This window comes from Amnibacterium kyonggiense (assembly GCF_004364555.1).
GTDB lineage: Bacteria > Actinomycetota > Actinomycetes > Actinomycetales > Microbacteriaceae > Amnibacterium > Amnibacterium kyonggiense.
The window spans coordinates 995,533-1,014,636 of record NZ_SOAM01000001.1 but is presented as its reverse complement, the minus strand read 5'-3'; the positions used below and the strand labels follow the sequence as shown (position 1 = coordinate 1,014,636).

At 75.9% G+C, this 19,104-nt stretch carries 15 protein-coding genes; 4 read left to right on the top strand and 11 right to left on the bottom strand.

Going from position 1 to position 19,104, the window contains the following annotated elements:
- Positions 1-13 precede the first annotated feature (13 nt).
- Entirely contained in the window at positions 14-1,072 is a 1,059-nt protein-coding gene (locus CLV52_RS05270) for a histidinol-phosphate transaminase (RefSeq protein ID WP_133765215.1), read from the top strand.
- Positions 1,073-1,163: 91 nt separating this feature from the next.
- Here CLV52_RS05270 and CLV52_RS05265 read toward each other — a convergent pair whose 3' ends face one another.
- From CLV52_RS05265 to CLV52_RS05250, 4 genes are read right to left on the bottom strand one after another with little or no spacing between them, the layout of a single operon-like run.
- Entirely contained in the window at positions 1,164-2,999 is a 1,836-nt protein-coding gene (locus CLV52_RS05265; RefSeq protein ID WP_133765214.1) for a glycoside hydrolase family 15 protein, read from the bottom strand.
- A gap of 32 nt (positions 3,000-3,031) precedes the next feature.
- Positions 3,032-3,868 (bottom strand): putative RNA methyltransferase, encoded by an 837-nt coding sequence (locus CLV52_RS05260; protein ID WP_133765213.1) that lies wholly within the window; start codon positions 3,866-3,868, stop codon positions 3,032-3,034.
- Entirely contained in the window at positions 3,865-4,494 is a 630-nt protein-coding gene (locus CLV52_RS05255; RefSeq protein WP_133765212.1) for a uracil-DNA glycosylase family protein, read from the bottom strand. The genes CLV52_RS05260 and CLV52_RS05255 overlap by 4 nt, the downstream gene beginning before the upstream one ends.
- Before the next feature lie 23 nt (positions 4,495-4,517).
- Positions 4,518-5,135 (bottom strand): TetR/AcrR family transcriptional regulator, encoded by a 618-nt coding sequence (locus tag CLV52_RS05250; protein ID WP_162850719.1) that lies wholly within the window; start codon positions 5,133-5,135, stop codon positions 4,518-4,520.
- Positions 5,136-5,287: 152 nt separating this feature from the next.
- Here CLV52_RS05250 and CLV52_RS05245 point away from each other — a divergent pair, with 152 nt between their 5' ends.
- Complete coding sequence (locus tag CLV52_RS05245; protein WP_133765210.1) at positions 5,288-5,809, top strand: hypothetical protein; 522 nt, start codon at positions 5,288-5,290, stop codon at positions 5,807-5,809.
- A gap of 54 nt (positions 5,810-5,863) precedes the next feature.
- On the opposite strand, the gene proC is transcribed toward CLV52_RS05245, so the two are convergent.
- Positions 5,864-6,685 (bottom strand): pyrroline-5-carboxylate reductase, encoded by an 822-nt coding sequence (proC, locus tag CLV52_RS05240; RefSeq protein ID WP_133765209.1) that lies wholly within the window; start codon positions 6,683-6,685, stop codon positions 5,864-5,866.
- Between the two features lie 35 nt (positions 6,686-6,720).
- A complete protein-coding gene (locus CLV52_RS05235) occupies positions 6,721-8,094 on the bottom strand; it encodes a serine hydrolase domain-containing protein (RefSeq protein WP_133765208.1) in 1,374 nt (457 codons plus the stop codon).
- A 77-nt stretch (positions 8,095-8,171) separates the two neighbouring features.
- On the opposite strand from CLV52_RS05235, the gene malQ reads away from it, so the two are divergent.
- Positions 8,172-10,274, top strand: a complete 2,103-nt coding sequence (malQ, locus tag CLV52_RS05230) for a 4-alpha-glucanotransferase (protein WP_133765207.1) — start codon at positions 8,172-8,174, stop codon at positions 10,272-10,274.
- Positions 10,275-10,367: 93 nt separating this feature from the next.
- Here malQ and CLV52_RS05225 read toward each other — a convergent pair whose 3' ends face one another.
- Positions 10,368-11,597 (bottom strand): Nramp family divalent metal transporter, encoded by a 1,230-nt coding sequence (locus tag CLV52_RS05225; RefSeq protein ID WP_133765847.1) that lies wholly within the window; start codon positions 11,595-11,597, stop codon positions 10,368-10,370.
- Between the two features lie 97 nt (positions 11,598-11,694).
- Positions 11,695-13,785, bottom strand: a complete 2,091-nt coding sequence (locus tag CLV52_RS05220) for a cytochrome c oxidase assembly protein (RefSeq protein ID WP_133765206.1) — start codon at positions 13,783-13,785, stop codon at positions 11,695-11,697.
- Positions 13,786-13,864: 79 nt separating this feature from the next.
- Between CLV52_RS05220 and CLV52_RS05215 the strand changes: the two genes are divergently transcribed.
- Positions 13,865-16,135, top strand: a complete 2,271-nt coding sequence (locus CLV52_RS05215; RefSeq protein ID WP_281276049.1) for a heavy metal translocating P-type ATPase — start codon at positions 13,865-13,867, stop codon at positions 16,133-16,135.
- A 9-nt stretch (positions 16,136-16,144) separates the two neighbouring features.
- On the opposite strand, the gene CLV52_RS05210 is transcribed toward CLV52_RS05215, so the two are convergent.
- The 3 genes from CLV52_RS05210 to CLV52_RS05200 are packed head-to-tail and all read right to left on the bottom strand — an operon-like array spanning position 16,145 to position 19,097.
- Positions 16,145-17,728 carry a copper resistance CopC/CopD family protein gene (locus CLV52_RS05210; protein WP_133765205.1) on the bottom strand — a complete coding sequence of 528 codons (1,584 nt, stop codon included), beginning with the start codon at positions 17,726-17,728 and terminating at the stop codon, positions 16,145-16,147.
- The gene (locus CLV52_RS05205) at positions 17,725-18,453 is read right to left on the bottom strand and encodes a YcnI family copper-binding membrane protein (protein ID WP_133765204.1); all 729 of its coding nucleotides are present in this window, start codon (positions 18,451-18,453) and stop codon (positions 17,725-17,727) included. The genes CLV52_RS05210 and CLV52_RS05205 overlap by 4 nt, the downstream gene beginning before the upstream one ends.
- A gap of 14 nt (positions 18,454-18,467) precedes the next feature.
- The gene (locus CLV52_RS05200) at positions 18,468-19,097 is read right to left on the bottom strand and encodes a DUF5134 domain-containing protein (protein ID WP_246018035.1); all 630 of its coding nucleotides are present in this window, start codon (positions 19,095-19,097) and stop codon (positions 18,468-18,470) included.
- Positions 19,098-19,104 lie beyond the last annotated feature (7 nt).

Genomic DNA, 19,104 nt, shown 5'->3' with positions numbered 1-19,104 from the left:
TACCCTGGGCGGCATGGCCGACTCCCCCGTCCGGATGCGCCCGGAGATCGCCGCGCTGCCCGCGTACAAGCAGGGCCGGCAGGCGGTCGCCGACGGGTACAAGCTCTCCTCGAACGAGAACCCGTTCACGCCGCTCGTCGAGATCGTCGAAGCGGTCGCCCGCGCGGAGGTGAACCGGTACCCGGACGCGACCGGGCCGGCGCTGCGCGCGAAGCTCGGCGACCGCTTCGGCGTGACCGCGCAGGAGGTCCACCTCGGCGCCGGGTCCGTGGCGCTGCTGAGCCAGTTCCTGCTCGCGGTCTGCGAGCCGGGCAGCGAGGTCGTGTACGCCTGGCGGTCGTTCGAGGCCTATCCCGGCCTCGTCACGGTCGCGGGCGGCAGGAGCGTGCAGGTGCCGCTCGGTCCCGGCGCGACGCACGACCTCGACGCGATGGCCGCCGCGATCACGGACCGCACCCGCGCCGTGATCGTCTGCACGCCGAACAACCCGACCGGGCCGATCGTGACCGCGGACGCGTTCGCGCGGTTCATGGCGCAGGTGCCGTCCGACCTGCTCGTGCTGCTCGACGAGGCGTACTTCGAGTTCGTCCGCGACCCCGAGGCCGTCGACGGGTCGACGCTGATCGGCCGGTACCCGAACCTCGTCCTTCTCCGCACGTTCTCGAAGGCGTGGGGCCTCGCCGGCCTGCGGCTCGGGTACGCGGTCGGCCCGGAGCACATCCTCGACGCGGCCCGCGCGGTCGCGATCCCCCTGTCCGTCACGGGGCAGGCGCAGCTCGCCGGGCTCGTCGCGCTCGACCACGAGGACCTCCTGTTCGCCCGCGTGGAGGACATCGTCGGCTCGAGGACCCGCCTCGTCGCCGGTCTCCGCGACCTCGGGTTCACCGTGCCGGACGCGCAGGGGAACTTCGTGTGGCTCGAGCTCGGCGAGCGGTCCGCCGCGGCGGACGACGTCTTCCACGAGCACGGCGTCGTCGTCCGCGCGTTCCCGGGTTCCGGCCTCCGGATCTCGATCGGCGAGCACGAGTCGGTCGACCGCGTCCTCGAGGCGGCCGCCCTCCTCCGCCGCTGAGCTTTCACGGATCAGGACGAACGCGGCGACACGCCGACCGCGCGGCGCGGACGCACGGCGTGTCGGCCGGATCGTCCTGATCGGTGAAACGTCAGGTGAGGTCGCGGATGACGCTCGCGGCCTGGACGAGCGCGAGGTGGCTCAGCGCCTGCGGGAGGTTGCCGAGGAACTCGCCGGACCCCTCCTCCACCATCTCCGCCATGATCCCGACGTCGTTCGGGAGGGTGACGAGCTCGTCCATCAGCGCCGTCGCCTCCTCGACCCGGCCGACGCAGGCGAGCGCGGACGCGGTCCAGAACGCGCAGGCGAGGAACGTGCCCTCCTCCCGCTCCATCCCGGAGTAGCGGTAGAGCAGCGGTCCGCGCCCGAGCTCCTCCCGCAGCGCGTCGATCGTGCGCGACATCCGCTCGCCGCGGTCGTACCCGCTGACCGTGTGGAGGAGGACGGAGGCGTCGAGCGCCCCGCTCCCCTTCGCCATCCGGTACGCGCCGCGGCGCTCGTCCCAGCCGTGCTTGTCGATCCACGTCCGGATCAGCCGCTTGTTCTTCTCCCAGCGCTCGCGGGTGCCCTTCGGCGGCAGCACGAATCCCATGTCGTGCAGGGAGCAGGCCGCGTCGAGCGCCTGCCAGCAGCCCATCTTGCTCGAGACGTAGTGCCGCACCTCCGGCAGCTCCCACATGCCCGAGTCCTTCTTCCGCCACTGCACGCAGGCCGCGTCGGCGAGCCGGACGAGGAGGTCGCTCGAGCTCGCGTCGAGCAGGTTGCCGTCCGCCGTGTACGACCGCATCAGCGCGATCAGGTCCGCGTAGATCCCGAGCTGCAGCTGCCCGCTCGCGGCGTTCCCGGCCACGACGGGGCCGATGCCGCACCAGCCGGCGGCGGGCCGCTCGTGGACGCCGTCGGTCGGCTCGCCCTCGAGGGAGAGGAACACCGCCATGCCGTCGTCCGTGTTGTTCTTCAGCGCCCGCAGCATCCAGGACACGGCCGCGTGCGGCTCCTCGCGCAGCCCGAAGCGGAGGAACGCGTCGACCGTGTACGCGAGGTCCCGCACCCAGGCGAAGCGGTAGTCCCAGTTTTTGCCGCCGTCGCGGTCCTCCGGGAGGGAGGTGGTCGCCGCCGCGGCGATCGAGCCGGTGGGGCTGTACAGGAGGAGCTTCAGCGCGAGCGTGCTCCGCAGCACCTGATCGGGCCACGGCCCGTCCCAGTCGAACGCGGACGACCACGTCTGCCAGCCCTCGATCGTGCGCTCCACCGAGCGGTCGGCGATCTCGGGGTCCGGCGCCCGGACGGGCTCGTCCTCCGTGCCGGAGAGGCAGAGGACGTGCCGCGACCCGGCGCCCGTCGTGAACGCGCCGCGGAAGTCGGCGCCCCAGTCGGTCGCCGGCCCGTTCCCGGGGTGGACGGGGTCCTCCCGGCCGACGTCGGAGCCGGTCAGCGTGATGTTCGTCGCGCCGGCGCGGATCAGCGGCACGGTCCCGGTGTCGAACCGCCGGACGTCGTAGTCGCCGAGGACGTTGCCGGGCGCGACGATCCAGCGCATGGGCACGGCGCCCTCGACGCCGTCGATCCGGCGGACGAGCTGCATCCACGGCAGGCGGCCGGCGATGCCCGTGACGAGCGCGTCCGTGACCTCCACGACGCCGCTCGCGGCGGTGAAGCGGGTGACGAGCACGTTCGTGCCCTCGACGTAGCGCCGCGTCGCGCTGAACGGCTCGTCCGGCTGCAGCTCGAAGCGGCCGCCCCGCTCCTCGTCGAGGATCGCCGCGAACATCGGCCGCGCGTCGAGCGAGGGCACCGGCAGCCAGTCGATCCGGCCGTCGCGGGCGATCAGCGCGACCGTGCGGCTGTCCCCGATCGCCGCGTAGCCCCGGAGCGCCGCGTACCCGCCCGGGCGCGGCTCCGCGGGGTGCTCGTCCGGCTCGCTCATCGCGGCGATGCTAGAGGCCGCCGACTGGGCGCTCAGCGGGCGAAGCGGGCGACGCGGACCGAGACCTCCACCTCGAGCGGCCCGAGCGCCGCCGCCGTCGCGCGCACGTCGTCGTGGTCGAGGTGGTGGCCGTTCGGCCCCATCAGCACGACCCGCGCCAGGTCGTCGGGCGGCAGCACGGCGGCGGAGCGGAGGCGTTCCTCGGCGACCAGGCGCAGCGGACGCATGCGGTCGAGCAGGCGCTGCTCCTTGTCGGGCGCGACGCCGAGCGTGCCGAAGGGCTCCCGCAGGGCCGCGAGGTGCTCCGGCTCGGGCACGACGACGACGGCCGTGCCGCCAGGCGCGAGCACGCGGTCGAGCTCGGCGCCGTCGCGCGGCCCGAACACGATGAGCGCGGCGTCGATCGAGCCGTCCGCGAGCGGGACGCGGCTGCGGAGGTCGGCCGTCGCCGCGGCCGCGCGCGGGTGCGCGGCCGCCGCGAGCCGGATCGCGGGCGCGGACGCGTCGAGCGCGACGCCGCGGGCGGCGGGACGGGCGTCGAGCACCGCCGCGAGGTACGTGCCGGGACCGGAGGCGAGGTCCGCGACCCAGCGCGCCTCGTCCGGCACCGCTGCGGCGACCGCGGCGGCCACCCGCGCGTAGTGGCCGGCCGCGAGGAAGTCCGCGCGCGCCCGGACCATGGGCGCGGTGTCCCCCGGCACCGCAGACCCCGTCGCGAGCGCCGCGTAGCCCTGCCGCGCGACGTCGAACGCGTGCCCGGCGCCGCAGCGCAGGGCTCCGCCGTCGCGCTCGAGCGGGCGGAGGCAGACCGGGCAGGCGAGCACGGCGAGGGCCGCGTCGAGCGCGGCGAGGCGCTCCGACGCGGTCACACCGGCTCCCGGCCGAGCGCCGCCATCTGCGCCGCGAACAGGGCCGCACCGCCCTGCGCCGGGTGCCGCACCGCGGTCGCCGCGATCCCGGCCGCCGCGAGCGCGTGCTCGGCCTTCCGGCCGACCGCGACGACGCGGCGGATGTCGAGCGCCCGCACGAGCTCGACCGCGAGCGGCGCCCCGGCGAGCACCTCCGGCACCCGCGGCGCGCGGTTCGTCGCCCGGTCGGGCGCGCGGAACGGGTGGTTCGGGTAGACGGGCCAGTGCAGGGGCTGGACGGGCCAGCTGCGGCACGCCTTCTGCACGATGGAGGCGGACAGCTCCCACGCCGCGGCGGGATCCGGCGGCGCGGTGAAGCCGTCGCCGTCCGGCTCGCCGGTCAGCAGGCCGGGTCGCGCCGTCAGCTCGCGCACGCTCATGAAGGGCACGCCGGTGATCGTCGCGCCTCGCCAGCCCGGCGCCTCGCCGACGAGCAGGGTCGTCGCACCGGCGGCGAGCTCGAGGTAGCGCCGGAGGTTGCCGAGGCGCAGCGCGCCCTCCGGCGTCGCCTCGTCGTAGAGGAACTCCGCGTCCGGGGGCGTGACCGCGCGGAGGTCCGCGAGCAGGTCGAGGAAGCGGGCGAGCACCCGCCCAGCCTGCCGCGTCCGGATCAGGCGGTGCTGACCGGCACCGAGGCGGGGTCGAACTGCGCGCCGAGGTGCGTGCGGGCGACCGCGTGCAGGAGGCGGAGGCGGTCGAGGTCGGTGTGGTACCCGACCAGGGAGTAGGCGTTCACGCCGTCGATGACGGCGAGCAGGTGCGCGGCGACCTCGTCGGGGTCGACGTCGAACCAGTCGCCCGACTTCACGCCGCGGCGGACGACGGCGGCGACGAAGGCGTGCCACGCGCCCTCCTCCGCCCGCACGGCGTCGCCGAGCGCCGGGTTGCGGCGGCCGAGGCTCCAGGACTCGAGCCAGACGGAGTCGACGTCGACGCGGACGGGCTCCGCGAGGGTGTCGAGGAGCACGGAGAGCTGCTGCACCGGGGACGGGTTCGCGAGCACCTCCCGCTTCACCTCGGCGAGCTCCGCGGCGACGATCCGCGAGAACGTCGTGGCCACCAGCTCGTCGCCGTCGGGCCAGGCCGAACCGATGGAGCGCTCCGGCACCGCGAGGCGCGCGGCGACGTTCGCGGTCGTGACGGCGTGGAGGCCCAGGTCGAAGGCGACGCCGACCGCGGCGGTCAGCACCTCCTCCTGCTCGAGGTGCCGATGCTTGCTGTGGCGCACGCATACTCCGTTCGGGATCGGTCCGTCGGGGACGCGCCCGGAGGTCACCGGACGACGTCCTCATGCTGCTGGTCGTGCTCCGGGATTCGGAGCAGGGCGCCTGACGGAGTGCGCGCCTGCGTACCCCCAGTGGTGGGGCCTACGCTCCCGGCGTGACGGATGCGGAGGCGGTCGAGGCCGCACGGGAGCGCTTCGCGCAGGCCGCCGAGCGCCTCGCGGCGCTGCCGGAGGACGCGGTCGCGGAGCTCGTCCCGGCCGGCCGACGGTTCGGGATCCCGCGCCCGGCGAAGCTGCGGCCGGTCGGCCGCGCATGGCGGCTCGGGGTGCTGCTGCTGTCCGCGGACGGCACCGTGCGCGCGACGGGCGCCGTGACGCGAGCGGTGCCGCCGGGGCACCCGGGGCACATGGCGGCCTCCACGGAGGCGCGGCGGCAGATCCGGGACGCGGCCTTCCGCGGTCCGTTCCCGCAGGGGGCGACGGTGCACTACGACGCCCCGGTGCTGCCGCTGACGCCGGAGGCGCTCACGGGCTCGGCCGGACCGCTGTTCCTCCGCGACGGCCGGGTGCGCGTGCGGTGGAGCGTCTCGGCGAGCGACGACGCGGCGCGGGACCTGGGCCCCTACCTCGACGAGCGCGTCGGCCTGCTCCTCGACCCGCCCCAGGGCGCGACGTAGGCGGGGTTCACCGATACGGAGATCCGACCCGCATCCGTGCACCTCCGGAGGACGTCAGCGGGCGGCGAGCTCCTCCGCTCGGCGCAGGGCGCCGGCGAGCGCGTCCTCGATGAGCCGGCCGAGCGCGCCGTCCTGCTCGAAGACGGCGACGGCGACCGCGGTCGTGCCGCCCGGGCTCGTCACCGCGCGGCGCAGGTCGGCGGGCGACTCCCCCGACGCGCCGAGCAGGGCGAGCGCGCCCGCGAAGGTCTGCGCGACCGTGCGCTCGGCGTCGCCGCGCTCGAACCCGAGCCCGACCGCGGCGTCCGCGAACCGCTCGAGCAGCAGGTAGACGTAGGCCGGTCCGCTGCCGGAGATCGTCGAGATGCGGTCGATCCGCTCGTCGTCGAGCACGACGACCTCGCCGAGCAGCCCGAACGCCTCCTGCACCGCCGCGAACCCGGCGTCGGTCACGGCGCCGCCCCGCGCGAGGCCCGTGACCCCCTGCCGCACGCGCACCGGGGTGTTCGGCATCGCCCGGACGACCTGCGCGCCGGCCGGCAGCGCCGCCTCGAGCGGCGCGATCGGCGTCCCGACCGCCAGGCTCACGACGACGGCGTCCGGGGCGAGCGCGGGGCCGATCGTGCGCAGCAGCTCCGCGGTCCCGGCCGGCTTGACGCCGGAGATCACGATCCCCGCGCCGTCGACGGCCGCCGCGTTCGCGCTCGGATCGTCCTCGAGCGCCACCGCGCGGACCGGTCCGCCGTCGTACCGCGCCGCGGTCGCCGCCGAGCGGGTCGTGACCCGGAGGTCGCGCACGCCGGCGTCGACCAGCCCGGTCAGGATCGCGGAACCGAGGTTGCCGCCGCCGAGGACGGCGATGGGAGGGAGCGCCATCCCGCCAGCGTAGGAGGCGGCACGGCCTCCCCCGATCAGTGCAGCGGCCGGGGTGCGCGCTGGTCGAGGACCGTGGCGCCGGGCTGGAAGTCGAGCGGCGTGGTCGCCCACTGCGATACGAGCGCGCCGTCGGGCAGGAGATCGACCGCGAGGCGGTGCGGGCTCTCCAGGAACGCGAGGTCGAGGCGCAGCACGTCGCCGTCCCAGCCGCCGGAGACCGCGACCGCGGGTCCCTCCCCGTCGTCGACGACGGTCCAGCCGGGCGCGCCGACCGGCAGCGCGACGGCGGTCGCCGGGTCCCGCAGCACGACGCCGTCGCCGGTGCGCTCGGCCGTGAGCCCGGGGCCCTCCCAGCGGTCGGGCACCGTCCCGGTCGGCTCCGCGGCGCCGGAGCTCGGCGGCAGCACGAGGCGGCCGAGCCGGTCGGCGAGCGCGGCGTCGGCCTCCTCGCCCTCCGCCTGCGCGTCGAGCGCGGGCAGCAGGTGCTCCCACACCGCGTCGAGCACCGCCTGCATGTCGACCTCGGCGGAGTTCAGGGCGATCACCGCGTCCTGCTCCGGGAGGATCAGGCAGTACTGACCGTAGGCGCCGTCGCCGCGGTAGCCGTGCCGGGCCATCCACACCTGGTAGCCGTAGCCCTGCGCCCAGTCCGGGTTCGCCTCGCGGTCGGTGTCGACGCGCTTGGTGCGGACCTCCGCCGCCCAGCCCTCGGGCAGCAGCTGCCGCCCCTCCCACACCCCGTCCCGCAGGTGGAGGAGACCGAGCTGCGCGATCGTCTCCGTCGTCGCGTGGAGACCGGAGAAGCCGAGCGCGCGCCCGGCCGGGTACTCCTGCCAGCTCACCGGCGGGACGCCGAGCGGGTCGAGGAGCCGGGGTCGGAGGTAGGACACGAGGTCGGTGCCGGCCGCGCGCTGCAGGATCGCGGCGACCGTGTAGTTCGCCGGCTGGTTGTACGCGAACCAGGTGGCGGGCTCGTGCTCGGGCGCGTGGAGGAGGAAGCCCCGGACGGGCTCGACCGGGTCGGTGCGGAGGGCGACGTCGACCATCTCCGCGGCGTGCCCGGACGCCATCGCGAGCGCGTGACGGACGAGGATGCGCCGGCTCGCCTCGGGCAGCTCGTCGCGGAACTCCGGGAAGTGGTCGGCGACGGCGTCGTCGAGCGAGAGCAGCCCCTCCTCCACGGCGAAGCCGACCGCCGTCGAGAGGAACGTCTTGCTCAGCGAGTAGAGCAGGTGGAGGCGGTCCGGCGAGTACGGCGCCCACCAGCCCTCCGCCACGACCCGCCCGTGCCGGACGACCATCAGCCCGTGCGGGTCGACGCCGGGCAACGCCTCCAGCGCGTCGACGAAGGCGGCGACACCGGAGGCGGCGACGCCCTGGGCGGACGGGGTCGAACGGGGCAGGCTCATGCGCCTACTGTTCCGCGGCGCGGCTGAGCGCCGTCCGGACCCCGTCCAGACCCAGGAGGGCGGGCGAGAATCGGCGCGTGACGCTGCCGGACCAGCCCCTCGTCGACCTCGCGCACGCCCACCGCGTGTCCACCTCCTTCACGGACTGGAAGGGCGTCACGCAGGCGGTGTCCGCGGAGACGCTCACCGCGGTGCTGCGGGCGCTCGGGGTCGACCCGGCCGACCCGGCCGCCGCGCTGCAGGACGCGTGGGACGCGCCCTGGCGGCGGACGCTGCCCGCCTGCACGACTGCGGTGCAGGGCGTCGACCGGCTCGTCTGGGTGCACGTCCCGGACGGCGCACCGGCGGCGCTCGCGGTCGAGCTGGAGCTCGGCGGCCGTCGCGACCTCGAGCAGGTCGACCAGTGGGTCGAGCCGCGGGAGGTCGACGGCCGGCGCGTCGGCGAGGCGACGTTCCGCATCCCCGGCGACCTGCCCCTCGGCTACCACCGGCTCGTCGCCAGCTCCGGCGACACGACCGCTGCGGCGCCGCTCGTCGTCACGCCCGCCCGCGTCGGGCTGCCGGAGCGGATGGGCGACCGGCGCGGCTGGGTCCTCGCCGCGCAGCTCTACAGCGTCCGCTCGGCCGGATCGTGGGGCGTCGGCGATCTGACGGACCTCACCGACCTCGCGGTCTGGGCCGGTGCCGACCTCGGTGCGGACTCCGTGCTCGTCAACCCGCTGCACGCCGCGGAGCCGGTGCCGCCGCTCGAGCCGTCCCCGTACCTCCCGTCCTCCCGCCGGTTCTTCAACCCGCTGTACCTGCGCGTCGAGGCGGTGCCGGAGATCGCCGCGCTGCCCTCCCGGGCCCGCGCTCGGTTCGCGGTGCTCGCCCGGCGGGTGCGCGAGCGGGCGAGCGGCGACCGCATCGACCGGGACGCCGCGTGGGCCGCGAAGCGGGAGGCGCTGCGCCTGCTCTTCGCGGTGCCGCGGAGCGCGGGCCGCGAGCTCGACCTCGCCGCGTTCCGCCGCCGGGAGGGCGTCGCGCTCACCGACTTCGCGACCTGGAGCGTGCTCGCCGAGGTGCACGGGAACGACGCCCGCACCTGGCCGGAGGACCTCCGCTCCCCCGCATCTCCCGCGGTGGTCGCGTTCGCGGAGGAGCACGCGGAGGAGATCGACTTCACGTGCTGGCTGCAGTGGCTGCTCGACGAGCAGCTCGCGCACGCGCAGGAGAAGGCGCTGACGACGGGCATGGGCGTCGGGGTGATGCACGACCTCGCCGTCGGCGTGCACCCGGGCGGCGCGGACGCGTGGCGGCTCGGCGCCGCCTACGCCCGCGGCGTCGCGGTCGGCGCCCCGCCGGACCCGTTCAACCAGCTCGGCCAGAACTGGCTGCAGCCGCCGTGGCGGCCGGACGCGCTGGAGGCCTCCGCATACGCCCCGTTCCGCGACCTGATCCGCGCGGTGCTGCGGCACGCGGGCGGCGTCCGGGTCGACCACATCATCGGCCTGTTCCGCCTCTGGTGGGTGCCGGAGGGGCAGGAGGCCGACCGGGGCGCGTACGTCTACTACGACCACGAGGCGCTGATCGGCGTCCTCGCGCTCGAGGCCGTGCGGGCCCAGGCGGTCGTCGTCGGGGAGGACCTCGGCGTCGTCGACCCGTCGGCCCGGGAGTACTTCGCGTCCCGCGGGATCCTCGGCACCTCCATCCTCTGGTTCGAGACCGCGGACGGCGGGGCGCTGCCAGCCGAGCGCTGGCGCGAGCAGTGCCTCGCGTCCGTGACGACGCACGACCTGCCGCCGACCGCCGGGTACCTGGAGGGGGCGCACGTGCGGCTGCGGGCGGAGCTCGGGCTGCTGACCCGCCCAGTCGAGGAGGAGCTCGAGGCCGACCGGGCGGAGCAGCGCGTGTGGCTCGACGAGGTCCGCTCGCGCGGGCTGCTCCCCGAGGGGGCGGATGAGGAGGCGACCGTGCTCGCCCTCCACCGGTACCTCGGGCTCACGCCGGCGCGGCTCGTGAGCGCCGCCCTCGTCGACCTCGTCGGCGACCGGCGGACGCAGAACCAGCCGGGCACGCTCGACGAGTACCCGAACTGGCGCGTCCCCCTCGCCGGCCCGGACGGCGTCCCGATGCCGCTCGAGGACGTCTTCGCCTCGACCCGCGCCGCCCGCCTGGCCGCGGTCCTCCCCCACCGCTGACCCGGTTTTCACGGATCAGGACGAATTCGGCGACACGCCGCGCCACAGCGCCGGAGGACGGCGTGTCGGCGCATCGGTCCTGATCCGTGCAACTCAGCCGGAGACGGTGAGGACCAGGAGGGTGACGTTCAGCGTCACGATGAGGACGCTGACGACCACCGCGACGACGCGCAGCGGGATCGGATTCACCAGGTCGCCCATCACGGCGCGCCGGCTCGTGAGCACGGCGAGCGGGATGAGCGCGAACGGGATGCCGATCGACAGCGCGACCTGGCTGAGCACGAGCGCGAGGGTCGGGTCGACGCCGATCCCGAGGATGACGAGCGCCGGGATCAGGGTCACGATCCGGCGCACGACGAGCGGCACCGACACGTGCAGCAGGCCGGCCATGATCGTCGCGCCCGCGTAGGCGCCGACGGAGGTCGACGCGAGGCCGGACGCGAGCAGGCCGACCCCGAACACCGCGGCGACGACCGGGCCGAGCGCCGCGCCGATCGCGGCGTGCGCGCCCTCGATCGTCTCCGTGCCCTCGACGCCGGCGAGCGACGAGGCCGCGAGCAGCAGCATCGCGATGTTCACCGACCCGGCGATGACCAGGGCGAGGACGACGTCGAGGCGGGTCGCCCGCAGCAGCGTGCGGATGCGGGCGGGGTCCGCGGAGGTCCCGTGGCGGTCGCGCGCGAGCGCCGAGTGGAGGTAGATCGCGTGCGGCATCACCGTCGCGCCGAGCATGCTCGCCGCGATGAGCACCGAGCCCGAGTCGCGGAACCGGGGCACGAGGCCCTCCGCGGCCGCGCCCCAGTCCACCGGGCTGACGACGACGCCCGCGACGAAACCGACGGTGATCACCGCCAGCAGCGCGATGACGACGGCCTCGAACGTCCGCTGCCCCCGCACGGACTGGATCGCGAGGATCGCGAGTGAGATCGCGCCGACGAGCACGCCGCCCGGCAGCAGCGGGACGCCGAACAGGATCTGGAGGGCGATCGCGCCGCCGATGATCTCCGCGAGGTCGGTCGCGGCGGCGACGAGCTCCGCCTGCGCCCAGAAGGCGAGCCGGCCACCGCGCGGGAGGCGGTCGCCGAGCAGCTCCGGCAGGGTGCGGCCGGTGACGACGCCGAGTTTCGCTGACAGGTACTGCACCACGACGGCCGTGGCGTTCGCGGCCACGAGCACCCAGACGAGCAGGTACTGGTACCGGGCGCCGGCCGAGAGGTTCGCCGCGACGTTCCCCGGGTCGACGTAGGCGATGGCCGCGACGAACGCGGGCCCGAGCAGGCGGAGGAGGCGGCGCTCGGGCGGCTTCGTCGCCGCCGACGTCATCGCCTCCGCAGTCGGCACCGCGCTCCCCTCGGTCCCGCGACTCTAACGGCCGCCGATGACGGGGTTCGGAAGCGCGGCGCCCCGGGAGGGGATCGGATCAGGCGTCGCGTTCCGGAGCGGCGGCGGGCGCGGCGGCGGCGCCCGGAGCGGCGGAGGCGGGCTCGCGGTCCCGGGACTGGAGCTTCGCCAGCATCGCGTTGTACGCCTCGAAGCTGTCGTCCGTGCCCTGGTCGAGGTGCCGGTCCGTGCGCGCGGCGACGCGGCCGTCCTGCCGCGCCCACTGCGTGACGAGCGCCACGATGACGATCACGAGCGGCAGCTCGCCGGCGCCCCAGGCGATGCCCCCGCCGGTCGCCTGGTCGGCGAGCAGGTTCCCCGCCCACGGTTCGCTGATGTACCGGTAGAAGTCGCCGGCGATCACATCCTTGCTCGTCATCACCGCGACGCCGAAGAAGGCGTGGAACGGCATCGCGGCGAGCACCATCCCGAGCTTGCCGATGTGCGGGATCGGCCGCGGTGGCGCGTCCACGCCGATCACGAGGCCGTAGAACATCACGCCGACGACGAGGAACTCCGCGTTCATCAGCTGGTGCGCCCAGTGGTAGCGGAGGGCGAAGTCGAAGATCGGCGTGAAGTAGAGCACGTAGTACGCGCCGATGAACCGGATGAACACGAACAGCGGGTTGAAGAGCACGTGCGTGACGCGCCACGCGAGCATCGCCGCGATCCACTCCCGCACCCCGGCGGCCGCGGACCGGCCGTGCGCCGGCAGCGCGCGGAGCGCCAGCGTGATCGGGCCGCCGAGCACGAGCAGCAGCGGGCCGAGCATGTTCAGCGCCATGTGCAGGATCATGTGGAGGCTGAACACGGCGCTCGAGTACCGGCCCAGCCCGCTGGAGGTCGTGAGCACGACGACCGTCCAGCCGAGCACCCACGCGACCGTCCGGCCGACCGGCCACGCGTCCCCGCGGCGTCGCAGCACGACGACGCCCGCGACGTAGAGCCCCGCCCCGACGACCGAGACGAGCAGGAACAGGAGGTTCGGCCGCCAGTCGAACAGCATCACGGCCAGGGTCGGGGCGGACTCCAGGTCGTACCCGAAGTACGTCTGGTTCACCGAGGTCGGCACGAAGTACTGGGGCGGCGGGATGCGCGCCATGATCAGCGCGACGCCGAGCAGCAGCGCCGCGGGCAGCAGCGCGATCCGCACCAGCCGCGCGGAGGTCCGCCGGACGGCCGCGAGGTCCGTCGCGCCGCGGGAGGCGCGGAGGCCCTGCGCGATCAGCGGCGCGAGGGCGGCGAGCAGCACGAACCGCACGAGGAACAGCCACGCGGTGGCGGACCCGAGGAACGGCGAGCTCCACAGCTCGAAGAGCGCGATCACGACCTCCGTGGCCGTGGTCGCGGCCCACGCGAGGCCGAGGAGCACCCAGGTGCGCCGGAGGGACACGAGCCCGGGCAGCGGGCCGGCGACCGTCCGCAGCCGCGCGACCCCGATGAGGCCGAGCAGCACCGCGGCGGCCGGCGTGCCGACGATCGCCGCGTCGCTGCCGAAGTCGTGGTTCGGGCCGACGAGCACCTGGGTGACGACGACCGGCGGGAGCACGGCGACGAGGGCGACGCCGAGCAGCGCCGCGTGCGTCTGCCAGGTCCGCGCGAGGAAGGCCGTGACGGCGATCGCCGCGGCGAGCAGCGCGGTCACGAGCCAGGCGGTCGGCACGTAGGAGTAGGAGAAGAGGTAGCCCGGGGCGCCGGGCACGAGCAGGCGGGACAGCGACTGGCCGCCCGCGTCGGCGGCGTCGGCGGCCACGAGCGCCGCGGCGGCGACCGCCCACACGCCCGCGGACACCGCAGCGAGCCGGGCGTCGCCGAACCAGTCGACGACCAGCCGGCGTTCGCCCGCGCGCTGCCGCGCGAGCACGCCGTAGGCCAGGCCCCCGGCGCACGCGGCGGCCGCCACCCCGGCGATCCCCTGCAGCACGGCGGTGGTGAGCGACGTGCCGAGGTCCGGGACGTTCGGCCCGAGCACCCGGTACGGCGCGGAACCGAGCAGCACGACGGCGACCGCGACGGCCGCGACCGGCAGCAGCGCGGCGGCGGCGAGGAGCGGGTCGATGCGGCCGCGCGCTGCGCGCCGCTGCGGCGTCTCCCCCGCGGGCGCGGCGGCGACGGCGGTCTCCGTGGTCATGGATCCCTCTCGTCGCGCGGCCGGTCGAGCCCCGAGATTCTACAATTCGTAGATCGCACCCCGACGCTTGGAGGCGGATGTGGCTCGGACCGACGCCGTGCTGACGGACCGGCCGACGGTCGAACCCCTGGACGACGTCGTCGAGCTCGACATCGCGGGCATGACCTGCTCCGCCTGCGCGACCCGCATCGAGCGCAAGCTGGGGAGGCTGGACGGCGTCACCGCGAGCGTGAACTTCGCCACCGAGCGCGCGACCGTCGTCGGGCTCGGCGGCGACACGGCCGCCGGCATCGCGGCGGTCGAGAAGGCCGGGTACAGGGCCGCCCTGCACACGCCCGGCGACGACGAGTGGTCGCGCCGCGCGACGAGCGACCGGATCGACTCCCTCCGCCGCCGGCTCGCCGTCTCGGCGCTGCTCAGCGTGCCGCTCTGCGACCTCACGATCCTGCTCGCGCTCGTGCCCGCGTGGCGCTTCCCCGGCTGGCAGCTCGTCTGCGTGCTGCTCGCCGTGCCGATCGTCACCTGGGCCGCATGGCCCTTCCACCGCGCGACGTTCCGGAACCTCCGCTCGGGCTCGCTCAGCATGGACACGCTCGTGTCCCTCGGCGCGATCGTGTCGTTCGTCTGGGCGCTCGTCGTGCTCGTCGGCGGCCCGTCGGCGGCCGGCTACTGGATCGGGTTCGGCCCGACGCCGCCGGGCGCGGACGCGATCTACCTCGACGTCGCGGCCGGCATGGTGACGTTCCAGCTCGGCGGCCGGTACTTCGAGACGCGCTCCCGCCGCCGCGCGGGCGACGTCCTCCACGCGATCTCCGGCCTCGCGTCCCGCACCGTCGTCCTCCGCACGCCGGAGGGCGACGTGGAGGTGCCGGCCGGCCAGGTCCGGCCGGGCGACGTGCTGATCGTCCGCCCCGGCACCGCGGTCCCCGTGGACGGCGTCGTGGAGGCGGGCCGGTCGTCCGTCGACACGAGCACGATGACCGGCGAGACCGCGCCCGTCGAGGTGGAGCCGGGCTCCGCCGTCGCGGCCGGCACGGTGAACGGCGCCGGTGCGCTCACGATCGTCGCGGAGCGGGTCGGGCAGCACACCCGGCTCGCGCAGCTCGCGGCGATCGCGGACGAGGCGCAGCGCCGCAAGGCCGGCGTCACGAAGCTCGTCGACCGGATCAGCCGCGTCTTCATCCCGGCCGTCATCGCGCTCGCGGTGCTCGTCACGGCCGGCTGGCTGCTCGCCGGCGCCCCGCTCGGCGCGGCGATCGGCATCGGCATCGCCGTCCTGATCATCGCCTGCCCGTGCGCGCTCGGGCTCGCGACGCCGACCGCGCTCATGGTCGGCGTCGGCCGCGGCGGGCAGCTCGGCATCCTCGTCAAGGGGCAGGACGCCCTGGAGGCGAGCGGCCGGATCGACACCGTCGTCCTCGACAAGACCGGCACGGTCACGACCGGCGCCTTCACCGTCGCCGAGGTCCGGCCGCTGGCGGGCTGGACGCGGGAGGACCTCCTCGGCCTCGCGGGTGCGCTCGAGCAGTCGTCGGAGCACGCGATCGGCCGCGCGGTCTCCGGCGCCGCCGCCGCGGAGCTCGGCCGGCCGGACCCGGTCGAGGGCTTCGAGGCGCTGAGCGGCCTCGGCGCCGCGGGCACGGTCGGCGGCCGCCGGGTGCTCGCCGGGAACCGCCGTCTGCTCGTGGAGCAGGGCGTCGCGCTGCCGGATGCCCTCGAGGCGGACGTCGCGCAGCTCGAGGACGCGGGCCGCACCCTGGTCCTCCTCGCCGTCGACGGCGCGGCGGCCGGCGTGCTCGGCCTCGCGGACGACGTGAAGCCGACGGCGCGGGAGGCGATCGCGCAGCTCCAGGCGATGGGCCTGCGGACCGTGCTGCTGACGGGCGACACGACGCGCGCCGCCGCGGCGGTGGGCGCCTCGCTCGGCGTCGACGAGACGATCGCCGAGGTCCTCCCGGCCGACAAGGCCGCGGTGGTCGCGGACCTGCAGCGGCAGGGCCGGAAGGTCGCGATGGTCGGCGACGGCATCAACGACGCGGCGGCGCTCGCCTCCGCCGACCTCGGCATGGCGATCGTGACCGGCACGGACGTCGCGATGAAGTCCGCGGACGTGATCCTCGTCCGCGACGACCTCCGCGCGGTGCCGGACGCCGTCGCGCTCGCGCGGAAGATGCTCGGCACGATCCGCGGCAACCTCGTGTGGGCGTTCGGCTACAACATCGCCGCGATCCCGCTGGCCGCGTCCGGCCTGCTCAACCCGCTCATCGCGGCCGCCGCGATGGCGCTGTCGAGCGTGCTCGTCGTGACGAACAGCCTCCGCCTCCGGAACTTCGCCCCCCACCAGGACTGAGCGCTCCCGTCACCAGACGGGCCAGGAGACCTCCGCGGCATAGGCGGTCGTGGCGCTGCGCTCGGCGTCGAGCGTCAGCGTCCAGGTCCCCGGGACCGGCAGGGTCGCGTCGGTGCTGCGCCAGCCCGCGCCGTCGCGGCGGAACGCGACGTCGAGCGCGGCGACGTCCGGCGTGCTGAGGGTCCCGGAGAGCGATTCGAGGCGGACGGGCGCTCCCCCGTCCTCCGCGCGGACGCGGATCACCGCGGCGCCGCGGCGGGTCCGGTCGACGTCGACGACGAGCCGGTCCGCGCCGATCGGCGTCGTCCGCTGCACGGCGGGCCCGTAGGTCTCCGCCGCGGTCGCGCTGCCGGTGAGGACGCCGGTGACGCCGAGCACGGCCAGCACGCCGACGACCTCGACCGCCACGGCGCGGCGGAGGCGGCTGTGCGGGGCGGCCCGGCCGGCCGCGACCCGGCGCTGCAGCGCCGCCGCGACGACGAGCAGCAGCGCGACGAGCACGAGCTTCAGGAGCAGCAGCCGGCCGCCGCCGGTCGACCAGAGCGACGGCAGCGGCACCACGATCGGGAAGGCCTGGACCTCCCCCGTCACGACGAGCACGCCGATGCAGACGAAGGCCCAGAGCGACCACCGCCGCATGGCGCGCAGCGCGGCTCCGGGCGTCCCGCGCAGGCGCGGCAGCACGACGGCGACGAGCACGGCGAGACCGCCGAGCCAGACCGCCATGGCCGCGAGGTGCAGGACGGCGGCGGGGACGAGCAGCCAGGCGGCGCCGTCGGAAGCGTGCCCGAGCAGGGCGACCGTGACGAGCACGCCGACGCCGGCGACGCCCGCGGGCACGAGCAGCGCCCGCCGCAGCAGGACCGCGAGGGCGCCGAGGAGGACGAGCCGCGCGAGGAGCACGAGGCCGGGCCCGCTCGCGAGCGTCGCCCCGAGGTCCTGGAGGGCGAGCACGCCGGCCCAGCCGCTGCCGCCCGCCTCCGGCCCGCGGAGGAGCAGTTCGGCGACCGTGGCGACGGCGGCGGTGATCAGCCCCGCCGCCGCGAGCCGCCCGACCCGGCGGCCGCGCCGCACGGACGGCCAGAAGGCGGTCGCCGCGGCGGGGGCGCCGAGGCCGAGCGAGACCGCGAGGTACAGGAGGCCGGCGGCTGCGGCGGACGCGGGGTCGAGCGGGGACGCCGTCGTGACGGGGCCCTCCACCGCGGTCGCGTCGCGGCGCACCCCGAACCGGATCGAGCCGGCCACGACGTGGCTGTCCGCGGACACGACGCGCCACGAGACGCTGTAGACGCCCGCGGGCACCGAGGCCCGCAGGGGCACGACGAGCACCCGGCCGTCGAGCCGCACCGGGCCGCGGTCGACCCGCACGCCCGTGGAGGACAGCACCGTCGCGGCCCGCGGCGGCACCGTCACCGCCTCGTCGAAGGTGAGCCGCACGGCGGCGGGCGCGGTCTCGACCCGCGCCCCGTCGGCCGGGTCGCTCGCGACGAGCACCGCGTGGGGGGACGCGGGCGCCGCGGGCAGCAGGAGGAGCAGGCCGACGAGCGCGACGAGCAGCGCCGCGGCCCGGCGACGCGGGACGGTCCGGATCACGCGGCGTCGCGCCGCTTCCCCCGCAGCAGGGCGACGACCGCGACGACGAGCGCCGCCAGCGCGGCGACGACGGCGATGATCGCGGCGGCCAGCGCTGCGGTGGCGGTGCCGGTGTCCTGCACCGTGCGCACCTCCGTCGGGGTCTGCCCCGAGCCCTCGTCGCCCGAGGCGAGCTCGAGCACGGGCGCGGGGTGCTCCGGCTCCGCCGAGCCCGACGCGAGCTGGTTCCACTCGACGACGGAGCCGTCGCTGTAGCGCTGCGTCGTCGGGAAGGCGAGCGAGGCGACGTCGGGCAGCGGCCCGGCCGAGACGCTGAAGCGCTGGAACTCCCCCGGCTCGATCGCCGCCGACGCGTCGGCCTTCCAGTCGATCCGGGAGGCGTACGAGGTCAGCCGCCCGTCGTCCGTCTCGATCGGCTTCGCGAGCTTCGCGGTCGTCACCGTCGCGGTCCACCCCGGCACCGGCTCGACCGACACCGACGCGATCGGGTGGTCGGCGGGCAGCGTCACGGTCACCTCGGTCGTCGATGCGGTCGCGGACTCGGTGGGCACGCGGAAGGTCAGCACACCGTAGCCGCCGCGGGTCGCGTCCTCCCCGTCGACGTGGACGTGCGCGGAGGCCGCCGTCGCTCCGAGCAGCACGGCGACCGCACCGCCGACCAGGCCGGCCGCGAGGCGCGCCCCCCAGCGTCGGGCTGAGGGCCGGCGGGTCGTGGTCGAGGTCATGGTGCTCCTTGGGGTCAGGTCATGACGGCGAGGAGCGCGAACGACATCCCGGCGGCCATGAGGGTCGAGGCGGTCAGGTCGGCGATCTCGAGGCGGTGGGCGGCGCCGGCCGCCTCGCGGATCAGGAGGCCGGCGAGCCACACGGCCGCGCCGGCGAAGAGCGCGCCGAGCGCGATCGAGATCGCGAGCGCCCAGGGCGCGTCGCCGGTGAGCCCGCCCGCGCCCGCGGCGTGCGCGTGGCCCATCCCCGACATGCCGGCCATGCCCGCCGCGTCGTCGCCGGCGGACGCGGGGATCATCGCGACGGCCATCCAGACCATCGCGAGCAGCATTCCCGCGTGGTACCAGAGGCCGGCGACGCGGCCGTGGGCGCCGTGCCCGACGCCGAGCCCGGCGTCCGCGGCGGGGCGGAAGAGCGCGGCGCCGGCGTACCAGAACGCGCCCGCGGAGAACACGACGACCTGGGGCAGCGCGGGCGCCGCCCATGAGTACGGCATGACGGCCATCGCGGCGCTCATCAGGAGGTGGAGCAGGTTCGAGATCCGGTCGGGCACGTCGCGGCCCGTCACGAGTCGGCCCGCGAACCAGACGCTCAGCGTGCCGAAGACGACGGCGACCACCGAGGCGGTCAGCGGCGTGCCCATCGTCACG

Excerpts from the sequence above, each read along its gene's own strand:
- CLV52_RS05225 (WP_133765847.1), bottom strand. The coding sequence starts at position 11,597 with ATGACGTCGGCGGCGACGAAGCCGCCCGAGCGCCGCCTCCTCCGCCTG.
- CLV52_RS05200 (WP_246018035.1), bottom strand. The coding sequence starts at position 19,097 with ATGGGCACGCCGCTGACCGCCTCGGTGGTCGCCGTCGTCTTCGGCACG.
- CLV52_RS05220 (WP_133765206.1), bottom strand. The coding sequence starts at position 13,785 with ATGACCACGGAGACCGCCGTCGCCGCCGCGCCCGCGGGGGAGACGCCG.
- CLV52_RS05265 (WP_133765214.1), bottom strand. The coding sequence starts at position 2,999 with ATGAGCGAGCCGGACGAGCACCCCGCGGAGCCGCGCCCGGGCGGGTAC.
- CLV52_RS05270 (WP_133765215.1), top strand. The coding sequence starts at position 14 with ATGGCCGACTCCCCCGTCCGGATGCGCCCGGAGATCGCCGCGCTGCCC.
- proC (WP_133765209.1), bottom strand. The coding sequence starts at position 6,685 with ATGGCGCTCCCTCCCATCGCCGTCCTCGGCGGCGGCAACCTCGGTTCC.
- CLV52_RS05235 (WP_133765208.1), bottom strand. The coding sequence starts at position 8,094 with ATGAGCCTGCCCCGTTCGACCCCGTCCGCCCAGGGCGTCGCCGCCTCC.
- CLV52_RS05205 (WP_133765204.1), bottom strand. The coding sequence starts at position 18,453 with ATGACCTCGACCACGACCCGCCGGCCCTCAGCCCGACGCTGGGGGGCG.